General features: G+C 51.6%; 13 protein-coding genes. 4 read left to right on the top strand and 9 right to left on the bottom strand.

Going from position 1 to position 18,774, the window contains the following annotated elements:
* Positions 1–33: 33 nt before the first annotated feature.
* From FH603_RS06930 to FH603_RS06915, 4 genes are all read right to left on the bottom strand, one after another.
* Positions 34–1,197: an AIR synthase related protein gene (locus FH603_RS06930; RefSeq protein ID WP_186736731.1), complete on the bottom strand. Its 1,164-nt coding sequence runs from the start codon at positions 1,195–1,197 to the stop codon at positions 34–36.
* 63 nt (positions 1,198–1,260) lie between these two features.
* Positions 1,261–2,463 carry a hypothetical protein gene (locus FH603_RS06925; protein WP_186736730.1) on the bottom strand — a complete coding sequence of 401 codons (1,203 nt, stop codon included), beginning with the start codon at positions 2,461–2,463 and terminating at the stop codon, positions 1,261–1,263.
* A 10-nt stretch (positions 2,464–2,473) separates the two neighbouring features.
* Positions 2,474–3,442, bottom strand: coding sequence for a Gfo/Idh/MocA family protein (locus FH603_RS06920; protein WP_186736729.1), 969 nt, complete (start codon positions 3,440–3,442; stop codon positions 2,474–2,476).
* A 142-nt stretch (positions 3,443–3,584) separates the two neighbouring features.
* Complete coding sequence (locus FH603_RS06915; RefSeq protein ID WP_186736728.1) at positions 3,585–3,764, bottom strand: DUF1059 domain-containing protein; 180 nt, start codon at positions 3,762–3,764, stop codon at positions 3,585–3,587.
* Between the two features lie 266 nt (positions 3,765–4,030).
* Here FH603_RS06915 and FH603_RS06910 point away from each other — a divergent pair, with 266 nt between their 5' ends.
* Complete coding sequence (locus tag FH603_RS06910) at positions 4,031–4,873, top strand: DUF481 domain-containing protein (protein ID WP_317171194.1); 843 nt, start codon at positions 4,031–4,033, stop codon at positions 4,871–4,873.
* A gap of 149 nt (positions 4,874–5,022) precedes the next feature.
* On the opposite strand, the gene FH603_RS06905 is transcribed toward FH603_RS06910, so the two are convergent.
* The gene (locus FH603_RS06905; protein WP_186736727.1) at positions 5,023–5,844 is read right to left on the bottom strand and encodes a LysM peptidoglycan-binding domain-containing protein; all 822 of its coding nucleotides are present in this window, start codon (positions 5,842–5,844) and stop codon (positions 5,023–5,025) included.
* A 37-nt stretch (positions 5,845–5,881) separates the two neighbouring features.
* Positions 5,882–6,361, bottom strand: a complete 480-nt coding sequence (gene purE, locus FH603_RS06900) for a 5-(carboxyamino)imidazole ribonucleotide mutase (RefSeq protein WP_186736726.1) — start codon at positions 6,359–6,361, stop codon at positions 5,882–5,884.
* Positions 6,362–6,826: 465 nt separating this feature from the next.
* Here purE and FH603_RS06895 point away from each other — a divergent pair, with 465 nt between their 5' ends.
* Entirely contained in the window at positions 6,827–10,789 is a 3,963-nt protein-coding gene (locus FH603_RS06895) for a S8 family serine peptidase (RefSeq protein ID WP_244967991.1), read from the top strand.
* A gap of 88 nt (positions 10,790–10,877) precedes the next feature.
* Positions 10,878–13,415: a S8 family serine peptidase gene (locus tag FH603_RS06890; protein WP_235985278.1), complete on the top strand. Its 2,538-nt coding sequence runs from the start codon at positions 10,878–10,880 to the stop codon at positions 13,413–13,415.
* A 75-nt stretch (positions 13,416–13,490) separates the two neighbouring features.
* On the opposite strand, the gene FH603_RS06885 is transcribed toward FH603_RS06890, so the two are convergent.
* Together FH603_RS06885 and FH603_RS06880 are read right to left on the bottom strand one after the other, a co-directional pair.
* A complete protein-coding gene (locus FH603_RS06885) occupies positions 13,491–15,098 on the bottom strand; it encodes a S8 family peptidase (protein ID WP_186736724.1) in 1,608 nt (535 codons plus the stop codon).
* An 88-nt stretch (positions 15,099–15,186) separates the two neighbouring features.
* On the bottom strand, positions 15,187–16,344 hold the full coding sequence (locus FH603_RS06880) for a DUF3500 domain-containing protein (RefSeq protein WP_186736723.1): 1,158 nt from the start codon (positions 16,342–16,344) through the stop codon (positions 15,187–15,189).
* A 210-nt stretch (positions 16,345–16,554) separates the two neighbouring features.
* Here FH603_RS06880 and FH603_RS06875 point away from each other — a divergent pair, with 210 nt between their 5' ends.
* Positions 16,555–17,664, top strand: a complete 1,110-nt coding sequence (locus tag FH603_RS06875; RefSeq protein ID WP_186736722.1) for an LBF_2804 family protein — start codon at positions 16,555–16,557, stop codon at positions 17,662–17,664.
* A 66-nt stretch (positions 17,665–17,730) separates the two neighbouring features.
* Here FH603_RS06875 and FH603_RS06870 read toward each other — a convergent pair whose 3' ends face one another.
* The gene (locus tag FH603_RS06870) at positions 17,731–18,765 is read right to left on the bottom strand and encodes a phytanoyl-CoA dioxygenase family protein (RefSeq protein WP_186736721.1); all 1,035 of its coding nucleotides are present in this window, start codon (positions 18,763–18,765) and stop codon (positions 17,731–17,733) included.
* Positions 18,766–18,774: the final 9 nt, after the last annotated feature.

Below are 18,774 nucleotides of genomic sequence, written 5' to 3'. Positions count from 1 at the left end.
AATGTATTCACTTACAGCTGATTGACAAGCAAATTAGTACACAAATGTGCCTACTTCACTCTGTATAGTTACCTGCTTACCTTCGTATGCTTCAACATGACCAATAATCTGAGCATCGATCTGAAAAGACTGAGCTATCTCAATAACCCGCTGCGCCTGTTCTTCCGGCAGATAAACTTCCAGCCGGTGTCCCATATTAAAAACCTTGTACATCTCCTGCCAGCTTGTGCCACTCTCGGCTTGAATCATCCGGAACAGGGGCGGTATAGGAAACAGGTTATCTTTAATAATATGCACGTTCTCCACAAAATGGAGCACCTTTGTCTGTGCTCCGCCGGAGCAATGTACGAGACCATGCAGGTGTGGCCGGAGTTCGTCCAGCAGTACTTTGGCAACCGGCGCATAGGTACGGGTGGGCGACAGAATTAGTTGCCCAACAGTCAGACCTGTTCCATCAACGGTGTCCGTTAATCGCTTCGATCCGCTGTAGATGAGCGATTTATCGATAGCCGGATCAAAACTTTCAGGGTAGGTCTCAGCCAGATAATGATCCAGTACGTCGTGGCGGGCTGAAGTCAGTCCATTGCTACCCATACCACCGTTGTACTGTGTTTCGTAGCTGGCCTGCCCAAAGGAAGCCAGCCCAACAATCACATCGCCCGCCTGAATCCGGTCATTGCTGATAACCTGGTCCCGGCGCATCCGGGCAATGACCGTACTGTCAACGATCAGGGTTCTGACCAGATCACCCACATCGGCAGTTTCGCCACCCGTGCTATATATTTCGATGCCGTGTTCGCGGAGCATCTGTAACACGTCCTCGGTACCGTTGATGAGTTCGGCAATGACCTCGCCCGGAATCAGGTTCTTATTCCGGCCAATAGTAGAGGAAAGTAACATTGGTCCGGTGGCTCCTACGCAGATCAGGTCGTCGGTATTCATCACAATGGCATCCTGCGCAATACCTTTCCAAACACTCAAATCACCAGTTTCGCGCCAGTATAAGTAAGCAAGTGCTGACTTGGTACCCGCGCCGTCGGCGTGCATGATGGTACAAAAGTCAGGATCGCCAGCCAGCGTATCGGGCACGATCTTGCAGAAAGCTTTCGGGAACAAGCCCTTATCGAGTTGGGCAATAGCGTTGTGAACGTCTTCTTTACTAGCGGAAACTCCGCGCTGGGCATAGCGATCGGTCATTCGGCAAAGGTAGGGATAAGGCAGGAAGGAGGAAAGAGCCAGGGTACTTCGCCCTTATTTCCTTTACCTTTCCGCAGCAATGTACATAATGGGAGCGATACCGGCCTGGCGGGCAACGGCTATATCGATAAGAGCGTACCCTTCTCTCTTATGACGAAGTTGAGACTTACTGTCAGCAAACAATCTACTTCCCGACTCCAAAGCCGCTACAAATGATTTGGCGGCCACCTGCGCCTTCAGGCCCGTTTCGGTATCGAGCAACGTTTTGTACAGGCGGCTGTTCGCGATTTTGGTAGCACGGGCATCCAGCCCAAGCATAGTCGTTTCGAGATAGGCCTGCTGATCGCCGTCAGTGTCCAGGTCAAAGCCAACGAACATATGGCCCGGCACTACAACCAGAATAGGATTGATAGCAATTTTACGCAGGATGGATGCGAACAGCACCGTACCATCGACGCAATTGGACTGTGTATACCGGATACTCTCGTCCAGCAGCCGGACGTTCTGCGACATGACGCCCGCTGAGGCAGGCGTTACGGTCTCGATACTGCTGTACCGAATACCGCGTTCCTGCAATACCCGCCAAATGGCCATCGCCTGCCTGTACACATCGTCTTTACTACCCTGATAGCCAATAAACGCATCCACGTAATTTTTCTGAAGCGCTTCCTGCAAAATCGCCTGAATCCAGGGATGATCTTCATTGACGTAAGCCGCAAACATGAAATCGATGGAGGTTCCCGTCTTGTCTTCATTGACAAACGCAAACGGGCAATCATTGATGGATCGCACCCGAAGCCGCTCCGTTCGGGAAGCTGGCTTCTGTCCATCAATGGTCAGGGTATACGTTATGTACGCCGTTGACGACTGTTTAAGAGCCGCCAGTCTCGCCTGATCAAAGGGAATAACAGGCCTAATCAGGTACTCTACGCCCACTTTCTGGGCCACCACCTCAACAACGGCTGGCTCGAACAGCTTCAGGCTGTTATCGCATCGAATAGCGAGTTTGATTGTTGTATTAGCCTGGGTCGGGATGAACGAAATACCCATAACGCCGTTCAGGTCACCCAAAAGCGTTTCGTCCCTACGATCGGCCGCGTCGGGTACAAGGTTCGATACGGCAATAGCGTAGGCCGGATACAGATCGCCCAGTTCATTATACGGCTTCCACTGCTGAGCCAGCGCCGGCAGCGCCCCCACGACCAGGGCCACCAGCACCCGGATTATCTTCGCTAGCGGGGTAGCCGTTAGTCGTTCAAGTACCATGCCCGTACCGTTACTCGTACACGATTCCCGCTTCTGCCCGCACCGTATCCAGCAACGTCATCAGATTCAGGCTGTCGTTCAGGGACCAGGTAGCGCTTTCGGTGAGGCCGTCGGTCAGGCACTGCATGACGTGCACGGCCTCGTAATCGTAGCCGAAAGTAGCACGTGGCACGTCGATCCGCTCGGGTTCCTGGCCGTCGCGTTCGAGAATCAGCCCCTCCGTTTCGTGCCAGCGCGACTGCACCCGAATCATCCCTGCGGTCCCATACACAAAAGCTTCGCAGGGCGTCCGGGCGCGGAGGGTGCTGTCGAGGACCGCCAGTTCGCCGTTGGGGTAGGTCATTACCATGCCACACTGCTCGTCGACCCCGGTTTGCCCGAAGATTGCCGTTGCCTTAACCGTTTCCGGCATACCCAGGAACAGATACGACCAGAACAGGGGATATATACCAATGTCCAGCAACGCCCCCCCTCCCAATGCTTTATCGAACAGCCGACCATCGGGCGAAAAAGGTGCGGCAAAGCCGAAATCAGCCCGCACACCCGTAACGGTTCCAATAGCGCCTTCATCAACGAGTTGTTTCGCCCGCTGTAGTACGGGCATGAACCGGCTCCAGAGCGCTTCCATGAGAAAGACCTGCTTACTGCGCGCCAGCTCGACCATCTCACGTACCTGAGCACCATTCATGGCAAACGGTTTTTCGCCGAGAACCGCAATACCCGCGTTGAGCAGCATCTGTACATTTTCGTAGTGCTTAACGTGGGGCGTTGCCACGTAGACTACGTCCAGATCGGGCAGGGTCAGCAGTTGTTCATAGGTACCGAACGCGTGGGGGGCACCATACTCCCGGGCAAACGCATTGGCGCGATCCTGATCGGTAGACGCTACGGCATAGAGTTGCGCATCGGGCAGGGTCATCAGATCCTGTGCAAATTTGTGGGCGATGCGGCCCGGTCCCAGTATTCCCCAGCGTGTCATATAGCGCGTATAGATTGACTTTGATTTTGGTCAAAACTATCACTTTTTCGCCTGACATGACCTATCCGGTAACTCGGGTTACGGATACCAATCGCCTTGTTAGGTATAAGCCATCACAAAAATGGGCTGATCGTGCTGGGTTCTACGGCTGTGCTGATTCGTGGATAAGGGATTTCAACCCTTCAGCCATTTCAGGTGTAACCGCCACTCCGTGAACCGTCTGGGCGTGCTGTGCGGCCTGGGCTAGTATTTCCTCCTCCGTATCGGCCTGAATTTGTGCATTGCAATCGAAGCCGGCATCGCGGCAGTTGAGCGTTTTCATGCGTGGTCAGCGTTTAGAAGTATAGCCGAACGCCGTATGACGTTCATGACAAACCTACTGATAACCAACAGATTGGTCAACAGGATATATTTCCTATTTATTAACCGGAGAAAAAGATTGACAGGCTGGTTAGCGTTCAGATAACGTCAATGTCTGTCACGGTTGAAATGGCTGGTTCAACCGTGATCTACCAGGACCGGCAACAGTTGACTATAACGATTTTACAGTTGCGGGCGTTTATGAACACGAAACATAGTCAGTAGCCTGTGCAAAATAAGTATCGACGCCTTTTCTTATTTATTGGATTACTCATCGGTGGCGCTGCATCAGCCCAGATCGTGGAGCAACCCGACCCATTACGTCCATCGACACCCGACAGCAGTAATGCCACAACAGCCTCAGATTCAGGTAAGGTAAGTCTGGCGAGTCCTGCGCCGGTTGCCGCCCCACAGACACCCGTATTCCGTTATCGACTGGCCGCCGACGGTACCGTCACAGCCGGCAACATCAACCGCACATTGTTGCAACTGGCCGGTTCGATCGATTATGAACTGAGTAACTTGTTCAAACTATCAAGTAACCCGTCATTCGTTTACGGCCGTCAGAGCGGCATTCTGGCTGAACGGGAATGGTTCGGCGACTTCAGAACGACCTATAGGCCAGAGAAACGGCTCTATTATCTGGGGTTTGGCTCGTTTGAGCGAAGTAACCTGCGCCGGATCGACCGGCGCTGGACTATTGCGGGCGGAGCCGGTTATAAGCTCCTGAACCAGAAGCGCGCTTACCTATCCCTGACCAACGTGATCCTGAATGAATTTACAGACTTCGTTGAACTGAATGACATCAATATATTCCGCAACTCGACGCGCCTGTTCGGGGAATACACCTTCGACAACGACCGGTTTACCATTACACATACCACGTTCTACCAACCCGCTCTGGGCGTTCGAAACATCCGCTGGAATGCCAGTTTAAGCGTTCAGATCAAGCTAACGGCGGTAGTAAGTCTTCGGTCAACCATAGCCAACGCTTACGAAAGCGTTGTTGTACCCGGCCGGCAAAACAACGACCTGCGCTTTACGGCGGGACTGGTCTACGAGCGGAAATGAGTCGGTGAGTCAATCAGTTAGTGAGTCGATCAGTTGGTGAGTCGATCAGTTAGTGAGTGTCTCGACTGCAACAGCCAATCACTAACTCACCGACTGACCAACTCACCGACTGACCAACTCACCGACTAACTAACTGATCGACTGATTTCTTACTGCTTCTCCGGATACGGGATAATGAGTTTTTCGCCCCGGGTGGAAATGTCCTTGCTTTTTTTGTTGGCGCGCATGATGGCTTCCTTGCTAACGCCATATTTCTGGGCTACCACTCGCAGAACGTCGCCCGGCCCAACCGTGTGAACGGCCATGGCTTTAACGTTGAGTTTGGTAACGCCTGCTTTGATATCGCTTTCCGATACGCCGGGATTAAGCTGTTTCAGGGTGCTCACCGTCATGTTGTAGCGATTGGCCACGCCATAAAATGTCTCTCCCGCACCAACCGTGTAGGCACGCGATACACCACCAGCTTTTACCTTTGGCTTCACTACGGCAACCTCCTCTTTAGGCTTCTCGGCCTTTGGCTTTTCCTCCTTTGGTTTCTCGGGTTTCGGTTTTTCAGCCACTGGTTTGGAAGCCGGTTTTTCGGTGGCTGCGGTTTCCGCCGGGCCGGGTTTGCCAGCGGTAGTTTCGCGGTTATCTTCGGCAACTTCCTCGGCTTTAGCGTCGGCAACAGGCGCATCGGCAGGTGGCGTGGCCTGGGATAGATCGACCGGCGCGGGCTGCGACGAGGTGTCTACTTCCTCCGGCGACATCAGCATTTCAGGGTCGTTCTGGGCCACTGGTTGCTGCGATACCGTATCGAGTGGCATGCTGGTCAGTTCGTCAGACCCATTGGTATCGTCGGTGATATAATCGTAGCCAACGTAGAGCAAGGCCGCAATAAGGCCCACCAATACGACGAGCGTAAGCGCGGGCAAACTCGAACTTCCACTGGGACGGGGGTTCGATGGCGTCGTTTGATTCTCGGTTTCCATTGAGTCAATAAATATAATTTGGGTATTGTCTATGCGATTAGCCCTGTAATGTGCGGCTCATCTCCGCCACTTTCTCTTTCAATTCTTCTTTGAATCGGCCCAGATTCCCGGCAACTGTTTCATCGAACGTCCCAACGATCTGGGCGGCCAGAATACCGGCATTGCGCGCGCCGTTCAGCGCCATGGTCGCCACGGGAACCCCGGCGGGCATTTGCAGGATCGACAGGACAGAATCCCATCCATCGATTGAGTTGCTTGATTTGACGGGAACGCCAATTACGGGCAGTGTTGTCAGCGACGCCACCATTCCGGGCAGATGAGCCGCCCCACCCGCCCCGGCAATAATTACCCGAAGACCCCGGCTACGCGCTGTTTTAGCGTACTCGACCATTTTTTCCGGCGTCCGATGCGCCGAAACAATATCTATTTCCCACGTTATACCAAACGTGGTCAAAACGTCGGCGGCCTCCTGCATCACACTGCGATCAGAGAGGCTGCCCATAATAATACCTACCATGCGGTCGATTCCAATTGACTGTCTGCGAAATAACGCAGATTGGGGCACAGTTGGGCTACCAGACAGTTAATTTTTATCGATCAGCGCATGGGCTGCCTAGGGAAATAATACCTTTCTTACCGTGGATTATTTTCATTCAGGAATATACCAAGGTGGGCTCATAGCTACTAAAAATGGCTCTGCCCTCAGTTGAACGCAGTTCGCCTGAAAACTACGCCCTCCGCAGCAGCGTAATAAAACAAAGCCACTCAACGGCTTGTCACAGCTGTCAGATCTAATTATTCACGTTAAACGTACCTTAAAACCAGCGTATAACGCAACGATACTAACTGCTTTCCCGTACTGAATGTATATATTCGTACGGGGTTGATTTATGATTACTTCATCCATATGCAAAAAAGTTTACGGTTCCGGGCAACGTATTTTTTAATTACTTTCCTTGCAGGAACTTCCATCATATCCCTGATGGCCCAGCCCCTCCCACAGTACAGCGCTCAACAACGGACGCAGCAACTCAACCTGCAAAAAAGCCTGACAGCGTTTCAAGCCCAGAACTATCAGCAGGCACTTACCGAAGCCCAGCGATTGAAGCGTCCATTAATTCAGCGCCGGGCTAACGGAACGGTTATGATACTGCGCGGTATCAGTGAGCGGGGCGAACTACTCTACGATGCCACTTACAGCGTAGTGAAAGCCGCCCAAACGACCCGCACAACGTCACTCTATGCAGGCGGTAGCCTGGGCGTATCCCTGACGGGTAGCACAATGACCGATAAACTGGCGCTATGGGACGGAGGCAAAGTACGCAGCACACACGTCGAATTCCGCAACGGAACATCGGGGAGCCGCGTCACGCAGATCGACAACGCCAGTACATTCGATTCGCACGCATCGCACGTGTCGGGTATTATGATAGCCGCAGGTGTCAACCCGCAGGTAAAAGGTATGGCCTTTGGTGCCAATCTGCGGGCTTACGATTTCAACAGCGATATTTCGGAGATGGGCACAGCGGCATCGAACCTGCTCGTATCCAATCACTCTTATGGTTCCCAGGCAGGCTGGATATATAACGACGACCGCACTACAACTACGAAATGGGAATGGTGGGGAGACACAACCCTGAGTACTACTGAAGACTATAAGTTTGGGATATATAATGTGGCCGCCCAATCCTGGGATCAGATTGCCCAAAGAGCGCCATACTACCTTATTGTGAAGTCGGCGGGTAACAACCATGGTCAGAATGGCCCTGGTGATGGTCAACCCTATTTTTTCGGTAGCAGTACCCGAACCAGTACCGCCCCGCGTGCCAAACAGGATGGCTATGATCAAATCAGTACGTATGGTACGGCCAAAAATATCCTTGCGGTAGGCGCTATCCGCTCCCTTGACCTGGGTTACAATCAGGCTTCCGATGTTGGCTTGGGCGACTTCAGCAGTTGGGGGCCAACCGACGACGGGCGTATCAAACCTGACATTGTTGGCGTAGGTGTCAGTGTGCTCTCGGCAAGCTCCCAAAACGACAGTGCTTATGTGGTCTATAGCGGCACATCCATGTCGTCGCCCAATGTGGCGGGCACCGTGCTTTTGCTCCAGGAATTATTTGGACAGCGCAACAGTGGCCGGTTCATGCGGTCGTCGACGTTGAAGGGCCTGGTGCTCCATACGGCCGACGAAGCGGGCAACGCACCCGGCCCCGATTACCAGAATGGCTGGGGGTTGCTCAACGCCGAACGGGCCGGACGCGCGATTCTCAACACCGATCAAAATTACCTGATCGACGAACGGGCGATCAATCAGGGCGAGACCTATTCCCTACCCGTGGTGGCCTCCGGTCGCGGACCGCTGGTTGTTACTATTTGCTGGACCGACCCCGCCAGCACCCCTACGTCGTCGCTCAATGACCGGACGCCTAAACTTGTCAATGACCTGGATCTGCGCATCAGCGACGGTACAGGCTCTATTCAGCCGTGGATTCTCGATCCGGCAAACCCGGCCAATCCGGCCACGCGGGGCGATAATATCCGTGATAATGTTGAGCAGGTGTTGATCGCCAATCCTATACCCGGAAAAACCTATACGCTTACCATCAACCATAAGGGTACCCTGACCAGTGCGAAACAGGAGTATGGACTGCTCATCAGCGGTGTTGGTGGCAAGGTATATTGTGAATCGAAAGCCACCTCCACAGCCGACAGTAAAATAAGCCGGGTAGAGTTGGGCAGTATCAATCAGGCAGGTTCGAATGGTTGCACGACCTATTCCGATTTTACATCAGTCAACACTGCTGTTCAGGCTGGCCAGCAGCTTCCCTTGACGGTCTCGCTCGGCACGTGCGGAGCGGCCAAAAATGTTAGTGTGAAAGCCTTTGCGGACTGGAATCAGAACGGCAGTTTCGACGATGCGGGCGAAACAGTCGCTACATCGGGGGTGCTAAGCAACACAGGCCAGTTCGTAACCACAGTAACCATTCCCCCATCGGTTCAGAGCGGTCAGTTCATTCGGATGCGTATTGTAGCCAGAGAAACCGATAGCGCGGCTTCGGTAAATGCCTGCGGAACGTACGAAAACGGAGAAACGCAGGATTATGTGCTACGTGTCGTACAAACCGCCAACGACATAGGTGTCACAGCTTTGGTTTCGCCCGAAGCAAATCTTTGTGGCCAAACCAACACCGATATAACGCTTGAAGTACGGGTCCGTAATTTTGGTGCCGCCGAGCAACGCAATATCCCGGTGAGTATAGCCATCACCGATGCCAGCGGCAAAAACGTGGCAACCGTAACCGGTACGGTACCGAGCCTGGCCCCTTTCCGCGAAGGTCTGCTGACACTGAAAACAGCCACCGGTATCACACTGGCTCCCGGCCAGACGTATCAGTTTGCGATCACAACAGCGCTCGGTACCGATCAGAACCTGGCGAACAATACCCTGATTGAAACCCGAACGACTACCCCTGCCCCTACCAATGGGTTGTTCTCGGCTACACGATGCGGGAGCGACAGCGCTATTTCGCTTCGCAATACCGGCGGTGGTACAGCTTTCTGGTACGATGCACCCACAGGCGGCAATTTGCTGGCGGCAGGCAATCAGGTAGCCAGTAAGACGATACCTGCCAGCGGGCAATTTTACGCCGTTCTGAACGATTTTTCGGGTACTGTTGGTCCGGTCACCAAACAGGCGCTTGGTGGTGGCTCCTACGCGGGCAACTTTGGCCCGGCACCACTCGTCTCGACCAAAGTGCCGCTGATTATCGAGCGGGCCCGGCTCTACATCGGTTCGGCGGGAAAATTGACATTTACCGTTCGCAAGTTTGACGAGACAGCCATTTCAAGCGTTACGCTCGACGTATTACCGACCCGCAACCAGAGCCTTACGGTAGTCAACAGTAGCGGTCAGCTGGCCGACGATCCGGATGACCAGGGGGCCGTGTATGCACTGAACCTGCGGATTCCTAATCCGGGCGACTATAAGATCACGATCGACTACGCAGAAGGAGCCTCTATTTTCCGAAGCAATTCGGCGGTAACGGGTTTTCCGTATCAGATTAAATCAGGATCGGGCGATCCGATCCTGACCATAAAAGGATCGCTGTTCAACACGTCCGATACACTCAAAACGGCCTGGTACTATTTCTACGACATAGCCGTGAAATCACTCGACTGTCCGGCAGTACAGCGAACTCCTGTTTCAACCGCGCCCGGCGCAGCCGCTACGGCTACCATTGTGGCCAGTGGGTCTACCAGTATCTGTCAGGGTGCCAGTGTCCTGCTCCAGGCCAATACAGGCGCTGGCCTCTCCTACCAATGGTATCGAAACGAACAGGCAATTACGGGTGCTCTCAGTAGCACACTTCAGGCCAGCTTAACGGGCAACTACGCGGTTCAGGTCGCTAACAATTGTTTACCTGTTCGGTCAGCGATCGTAACTGTAGCCGTACAAACGGCACAGGTGCCGGTTATTACAACCAATGGCCTTACGCTCACCTCTAATGTTAGGGGCAATGTGCAGTGGCTGTTCAATGGTATTCCAATTGCGGGTGCTACGGGATCAAGCCTGAACGTTGTCAAATCGGGCCGGTATGCGGTAAAGGGTAGCGTTAACGGCTGTGGCGAAGCTATTTCAGATGATGTCGTGTTAAGTATTCTGGCAACAGAACCCGACCCACAGGATGATGACATACTGGTTTATCCCAACCCCGCAACACGCCAATTAACTGTTTCGGTGGCATCCCTGGCCTCATACGTGCCAACCGTTCGGCTGGCCGATGCCCGCGGGATAACGGTTCGTACAGCGACCATGCAGGTCGATGGTAAAAACATGTCGACTATACTGGATATAGCCGATTTGCCCGGTGGTACGTTTTTTGTGATTGTAAGCGGTAACCAGACGCAACGCGTTCGGGTAAAACGGATTCGCAAACAATAACTACGTACTTCCTCTGATAGTCCTGCACATCTTCCGAAAGAGAACTGAATATGATACAGCCTATGGCCTGGAGATATACCGAAAGGCTTTGTTCTGTGCCCTTTTGTGGCTTTTCGGCAGTATGACCAGCCCGGCTGACGCACAAACAAGCCAACAGGAAACTATACCGGCCTGGGAAACCGAATTGATCCAGCGCCATACAAATCAGCAGGATAGCACGCGTAGGCTGGCAAAACAGTATGGCTGGCCCGTTCGCAAAAACTATTCCAATCAGCGAACACTACAGCTTCAGGGCGTCGATACCTTTGGTCAGCCGGTTTATTATTCACTCCACAACAGCGAGGCCGCACAGGGCACCCGAACGCAATCACTCTACAAAGGAGGTAGTTCAGGGGTGGCTTTATCCGGCAACTCGGCTGCAGTGGCAGGACGGCTGGGACTCTGGGACGGTGGTCAGGTGTTGACTACCCATCAGGAAATTTCGGGTTCAACACCGGGTATATCCCGGGTAGTAAACAAAGACCTATCGGCCACAATCAGCGATCACGCTACCCATCTGGCGGGTACGCTCGTAGCCGGGGGCGTCCGGGCAGAGGCTAAAGGGATGGACTATGAAGCCGTCTTATCCGTCTGGGACTATACCAATGACATTGCCGAACTGACCGCGGCTGCTTCTACGCTACTGGTATCCAATCATGCTTATGGCCCCGTTGTTGGCTGGGTATATAACCCTTCGCGGCCAGGAACCGATCCTGCTCTAAAATGGGAATGGTGGGGCAACACGACAATCAGCAGTACGGAAGATTATCTGTTCGGCTTCTATACCAACAATGCCCGCGATCTTGATCGGGTCGCTTATAACAGCCCGTTTTATCTGATGGTCCGATCGGCCGATAATAAACGCAGCGAAACAGGACCACCTCCCAACACGCCTTATTTTTTGAAGGACACCAACCAGCAAAGCACCGTTGCCCGACGTCGCAATGATGCGTATGATGTTATTCCGGGTGAAGCCACGGCCAAGAACGTGCTAACCGTTGGCGCAGCAGAGATTACCGTCAATGATCAACAGCACCTGACCAGTCTTGAAACAGCCCCTTACAGCGGCTGGGGACCCACCGACGATGGCCGTATCAAACCCGATTTACTGGGTATGGGGACTAACATTTTTTCTACACTGGGCAGCGATAACGCAGCATACGGTAGTAACAGCGGCACATCCATGGCATCGGCGAATGTAGCTGGCTCCCTGTTCTTATGGCAGGAGCTTTATGCGCAGAAACGGGCGAAAACAGGCACAATCTCAGCCGTTAACCAGTTCATGCGGGCGGCTACGTTACGTGCTCTGGCAATACATACCGCCGACCGGCTCTACCCGGCTATCGGGCCCGACTACCGGCAGGGCTGGGGACTACTCAATAGTGAAGCAGCTGCCCGCGTCATTCTCAACCCAGACCAAGCCCATCTGATACTTGAGCAGACGTTAGCCTCAGCAGGTACCTTTACTTACCAGCTCGTGGCCCAGGGTAATGAGCCACTTGTTGTAACTCTCTGCTGGACCGATCCCGAGGGCACAGCCACGCCCGTTGCAGCAACGTCGGTCAATAGCCGAACCCCCAAGCTCGTCAACGATCTCGACTTACGTATGATCGACAGCCAGGGGTCCATTCTGCCTTTTGTGTTGGACCCAAGCCGGCCCGACCAACCTGCCACACGGGGCGACAACAGGTTCGATAATGTTGAACAGGTTTTTATTGAACGACCCGTTCCCGGACAAGCCTATACGTTGAGGGTAACACACAAAGCGAGAATGACTTACGCTGGCCAACCCTTCTCCCTCATCGTGAGCGGCTTACGCCGAAGCATCTGTCAACTATCATCGACTATTACCCCCGCCGGCGACACCCGGATCTGTGCCGGAAAGCCCCTTATCTTACAAGCCGAAAACGGGCCTGGTATGCAGTATGAATGGCTACGGAACGGGGCAGTCATCCCTGGTATAAATCGATATACATACAGCGTGACGCAGGCGGGCAGGTATGCTGTTCGCCTGACCGATGCCAACGGTTGCACAGCCCTATCGAACGAGACAACAGTAGGAATCACACAAGTCGATAGCATCACGTTGCAGCCTGAAAAGACGAATCTAGTACTGCTTCAGGGAGCAGTCGTTACGCTGAAAGCGCCCGATATAGCGGATCAGCGTTATCAATGGTACCGCGATAATGCACCCATAATCAACGCGAATCAAAACCGCTTTTCAGTATCGCAACCGGGTGTTTACAAGGTGCAGGTCACCCAGTACAATTGTGTAAGCTGGTCATCGGAGCGGGCAATACGGATGTCGGTGCTAACGGCTACAACGCCCGATCCATATCCGCTGCTGACCTTGTTTCCAAACCCGGTCGAACACGTACTTTCTATCCGGTATCTGAACGCAACCACAAAGCGGGTTTTGATCGATATAATTGACATACGGGGCGCTTCACCACAGTCTTTTACACTAAAACCTGTTAATGGTCAGTTAAACGCCGAATTACCTGTTTCTGATTTACCACCTGGTCCTTACTTCTTTCAGATGACCGATGGGGAGATCGTTGAAAGAAGACGATTTGTAAAGAAATAGCGATGCCCGTCACCACAACGTATAGGGGGTAACGGGCATTGCTCAATTACGGACTAAACCGTACGATATGCTTTTTTATTTACCTTTCGTACCGGCTCCAGCTTCCATCGCTAACGCCATTTTAACCGCGTCGTACAGGTTGATAACCCCACCTGTTTTTGATAAGGTCGAAAAAGCAACCGTATCGGTCGACTCAGGTCTACGAACCTTGGTCTGGTAGGGTGTCGCCGACTCCATGATAATCCGCTTGATGTCGGTGTAGGTCAGTTTTGGAAAGTAGGACTTCAGTACAGCCGCAACCCCCGCTACTACTGGCGAAGCCATGCTGGTTCCGCTATTGCTCTCATACTTACTGTCCGGCACCGTCGAATAAATGTCTTTACCCGGCGCAAACACATCGACCGTTCCTTTTCCATAGTTTGAAAAACTGGCAATAAGGTCACTGGTGTTCGGTTCGGCACTAGCCCCTACAGTAATCACATTAGGAATTTCTTTTCCGTCTATGAAGCGGGGAGCCGGATAGTTGGCGGCCGTATCGATGTTTTTTCCGTCGTTACCAGCCGCATGAACCATTAATACGCCTTTTGCTAATGCGTAGCGTTCGGCTTCCTCCACAGCTTCACGCTGGGGCGAGTAATCTTTCCCAAAGCTCATGTTAATGATCTGCGCTCCGTTATCGACAGCATAGCGAATGGCGTTAGCGACATCTTTATCCCGCTCATCGCCATCCGGCACCGCCCGAACTCCCATGATCTGTACAGCATCGGAAATACCCATTACCCCCAGATTATTGGTCCGGTCGGCTCCAATGATACCAGCCACGTGTGTGCCATGATCAGCACGGGGGCCTGCTACGTCGGCATTGCCATAATCACGTTGCTTTAGGTCATTAGGGTTATCGCCTACAATATCACGGCTGTTGAAGTCTGGATTGTAATTGTATTCAGCACGAGCTTTAAGCTGCTCATTCGCTTTTTCCAGTTCACCCAATACCACATCTGTGTCGGCGGCTCCCTGCTGACGCAGCAGCCGAAGAATACCTGCAACAGGCCGTTTCAGGGCTGCATCGGTTAGCGTGTCGGCTGCCTGGCGCAGCGTGTTGGTATCTAATTTGGTTACGTTAAGCGCCTTTTTCAGGTTATCGACGGCCGCTGTATACTGCGTATAAAACTGACTGATCCCCTGATACTGCGCTTTGTACTGAGCCTGATTTTTCTCAACCTCACCTTTTGTCTTCACATACAAATCATATTCTTTCTGTTCCGCCGGCTTAAGCGACGCGCGGCTTTTTCCCTCATATTTGGGTTTCAGCTGAACGTAAAGACGAGTTACTTCAACGGTCTCATAACCAACATTGCGGCCATCTTTGCCACCAATGAAGTTCCAGCCATGAATGTCATCGACATATCCATTCTTGTCGTCATCTTTACCATTGCCCGCCACTTCTTTTGTGTTGGTCCAGAGCACCCGGCGCAGGTCTTCGTGATTGATATCGATGCCACCGTCGATTACAGCGACAACAACCGGTGTGGGTTTACGATTTTTCAGCAATTCGCGGTATGTGCGCTCAACGCTGATACCGACAGTACTGTCAGTCTTGTCACGCAGGAACCATTGGGTTTGTTGCGCTGAAGCGGCTAGTGAGAGCAGGCACACCGACGCACTAATGAGGATTTTCTTCATGAATTGAGAACGAATTATCTTACTAAATTAAGAAAAAACGCGCGCACATTTCCCTTAAAATTTGTTAAATAGTACAGAATCAGTCCAACTATGGTTTTTTGTGACTACTGGTTCGGTAATGCTCCTGTAGTAGATCCTCGCCAAAGTCGTTGGTCAGATCACGCACAACGGTATGAATATGATTGGCATCACTCTGGGTATTATCGTATTCAATCAAAATCGTAGGGCCATGAATACGGTAGTACCACCCTTTTCCATTGCCCAACTGAGGGGTCATATCACCTGCCCAGGCAAATCGTAGGCTATCGAGACCACTTTTCCTGAGTTTGTCTAACTGCTGGTTCGCGAGTGTAATGCGATAGTTAGACAGGTACGTTTGAAGAAGTTCAAGAAAAAGAGCGCGTTGCGACGCAGTCATATCCCCCAGTTGTAAGCCATCCATCTTATCCATGACTACGCTGCGCTTATTACCCGTAAGGATATCCGGGTAAGCCACCGGTGCTACAACGACCTGTTTTAGCTGTTCTGGTGTCAAGGCTTTCAGTAGCGCAAATGCACGTTCGGTTTCCTGTCTGAGTAATTGCTTTCCGTACTGGGGTAGTTTGCCCAATCGTGGATCAGCCATTCGCTTATCGGCCATACCAGGATCGTTTCGAACAATACCGGGGTTGCTGCCGAAGAACGTTGGCGTCTGTGCCAATATGCGTTCTGAACCTGACTGCCCACGACCCTCTAATCCTGCCTGCGACATAAACTGAAGCGACAAATGATGGCCGTCGATCCGCCAACTCCAGGGGCTATCCTTATCAGGATTACCGAAAATAGTTACATAATAGTTGTCAGGATCGCGGTAGGTATCGTTAGCGGGTTTATTTTCGACAACCCGTAGTACGTTTTCCATATCCATAATCCCCGTTGCTTTTTCATACCCCTGATCGCTTAATCCTGTCTTTAGCAAGGCCAACGCAGCCAGTCTCTGGTCAGAATTCATCTGCTTGAGGGGCAAGCCTTTGCGGTCATGTGGCGTATAGTACCAGACAAATCGTTCGGGATCGTCTAGTGCGTACACTGCCTGCTGTCGTTGCTCATTCGACAGGGTTGCCAGAAAGGCCTGAGCCACATGGGTCATTTCATTTTTAATACGCTGGTTTGCGCCTGAAGACTGTGGCCGAACCGTTTTAGGTGCCACAACGCTCTGACCCATGACCTGACCAACGAGCAACCATCCGAACAGAATACGTATCATATCGATTGTGGGAATGTTCACCTATCGAAAGCCTTACAGGGGGTACATTTACTGACTAACTGTTTGGCCGACCTACCTACCATCAGCATTACTACATCCTGTCCGATTTATAAGCGGTCAATCAACCAAGTTGCGTTTCATACAGAATTTTCGCTAACAACCCTACCCGTTCCGTAGTTGTAGCTGTGAATCCACTGTCACGATACGATCATGTCAACCCGGCCACCGAACAACAGTACTGGTCCGTTCGATCATCTGGCGATGCGTTATCTTCGCCATGCCCTCGATACGGCACATCCTACCGATGAACCTTATGTGCTGAATGCTTATGAGTGTCGTATGATTCGTCGGGCCAAAGCTTTGACGTTGATAACGGCAGCGCTGCTTGGTATGCTAGGCGTTGTACTATTGTATATTCCTCAGTATTACTGGCCGGATTTATTCATGACTACACCCATTGGTGTATTCGGTACTATCTATGAGTTGCCACTCATTACAGCTCTTTACGGTATTCTGCTGGTTTATCTGGAAGTTAGTCTATTGGTTGCAATCAACCTACGGGGTGTGAAGTCGATCATGCAGGCCTGCCAGTTTCCCCGCGCTCACGATGCGCAGTATGATCGCCACTTGCAGGCCCTGGCTGATGCGGCCCTCGAACGTACCAATCGGGGTATCCTACGCTTTGGCATAGATCCCTATCTGAATATGCCCCGTTGGGGGCTTACGATCTTTTTCCTGCTTAATATGGTGAAAGCGGCTCTGAGTAACCTGGCGCTGAAATTTCTGGTAAAGCGATTTATTGGTCGATATGCTTTACGGCAGGTAACCGATTTGGCGGGTATGCCCATCTACGCAGTATGGAATGCCTGGGCCTCCTGGCAGGTGTTGCATGAAGCCCAGGTTCGGGTTATGGCACCAGCTACGATTCGTGAATTCGTGAACGAGTTACACGATGAGTGGGGGAAAAGTGAAGAGTTCAGTCCCTTGATTCTTGAAGCACTCCAGTATGTGGCTATTCTGAAACGTCAGTATAATTATGCTCATTTCCTCCTGACCGAGACGCTGGTAGATCGTTTTGCCTTAAACACCGATGCAACATTGACGGGGCATTTCGCTGAGCGCGTTATGCAAGCACCCAACCACGTGCGCTGTAGTTTGGAACGACTTATTGTGTTCGGTGTTTTAGTGGATGGTAAACTGTCCTGGACAGAAAAAAGACGCCTGAAAAGGCTACGCCAGAAAGGCTTTCTTACACACTCGGCCGACGATATCCAACGAATTGGCGACGAGTATAATCAGGGGAGGGGTCTTTGGGTATAATAGGAAAGTTAGAAATAGATGATTATGATCTAAACGAATCATCCATTTCCAACCCGTGTCATTTCTTTACAGCGTCTTCCCTACAGTAAATACATCCTCCTGGTCAGGCATGGTCGGATTCACAAAAACATCCGCTCCGTTTATTGTTCGACGTACTGGTTCAGCCGTTGGGCTCTGCCGGTGATGTCGATAGGCTTTACTCGATGAGTAATGACATACGAACGATTTACGTGTCAATGTTGAATTTCGAATTTCATCACCTCCATGTGCCAGGGCTGCGTGCCATAACAACACATCTCCTTTTTTGATGAGCAGTGTCTTCTTTTCCAGACCAGCATCTAGGCAGACTTTATCCAGATAATTGGCAAAGTCGCCGGGATGCAGGGTCGACTTGTCATTATAAAAGATGCCGTTTCCAAAATTAAACTTATTGACTGTATGTGATCCGGGGTAGTAGAATAAAGGGCCCGAGTCGATATGCACATCTTCCAGTGCAATCCAGGCGGCTGCCAGATGACTTGGTATTTCAGAAACTACGTAAGCAAAGTCCTGATGTGTTGCTTGCTGGCTTCCGTACTTAAAGACCAGGCTTTGCATACCTATCACCTTATCTCCGAATACTGCCCCCAGAAAGGTTACAATATTCTTATGCAACATTATCTTCTTGGCAATGACGGAGTTGTCATGAAAATCGAGAAACTTAATGTAGGGTCCGTTCAGTACTTCTTTCGGCACATCTTTAATAGCCATTACCGGATGAGCAGCGTACTCGGGCAGATCGATCCGTACGTTTATAGGATACTCTTCATGATTTTCAATAAGCTCTTCTACCTCACTCCAAAGTTGATCTAACCACGTTGTGGCAATAGCTTGATCAAGAATTACATACCCGTTCTGCTTCCAGAACTTCATCTTTTCGGCTAAATCGTAGGGAAGTGATTGAGCAGGCTCATAATTCTTAATGAAACTGTCGATGTCTGCTCCACTTTTATCAATCCATGGTAGTGTACCTGGCTCAAAACTGGTAACTGGTTTAGATACCTTGTCGGGCATCAACGTGTGCTTTGCTATTGCTTTTAATTTTGATAATATCGTTGTCATATGAGGTTA

The sequence above is a fragment of the Spirosoma utsteinense genome, from assembly GCF_014282275.1.
Taxonomy (GTDB): domain Bacteria; phylum Bacteroidota; class Bacteroidia; order Cytophagales; family Spirosomataceae; genus Spirosoma; species Spirosoma utsteinense.
This window is presented reverse-complemented; position numbering and strand designations above follow the sequence as displayed.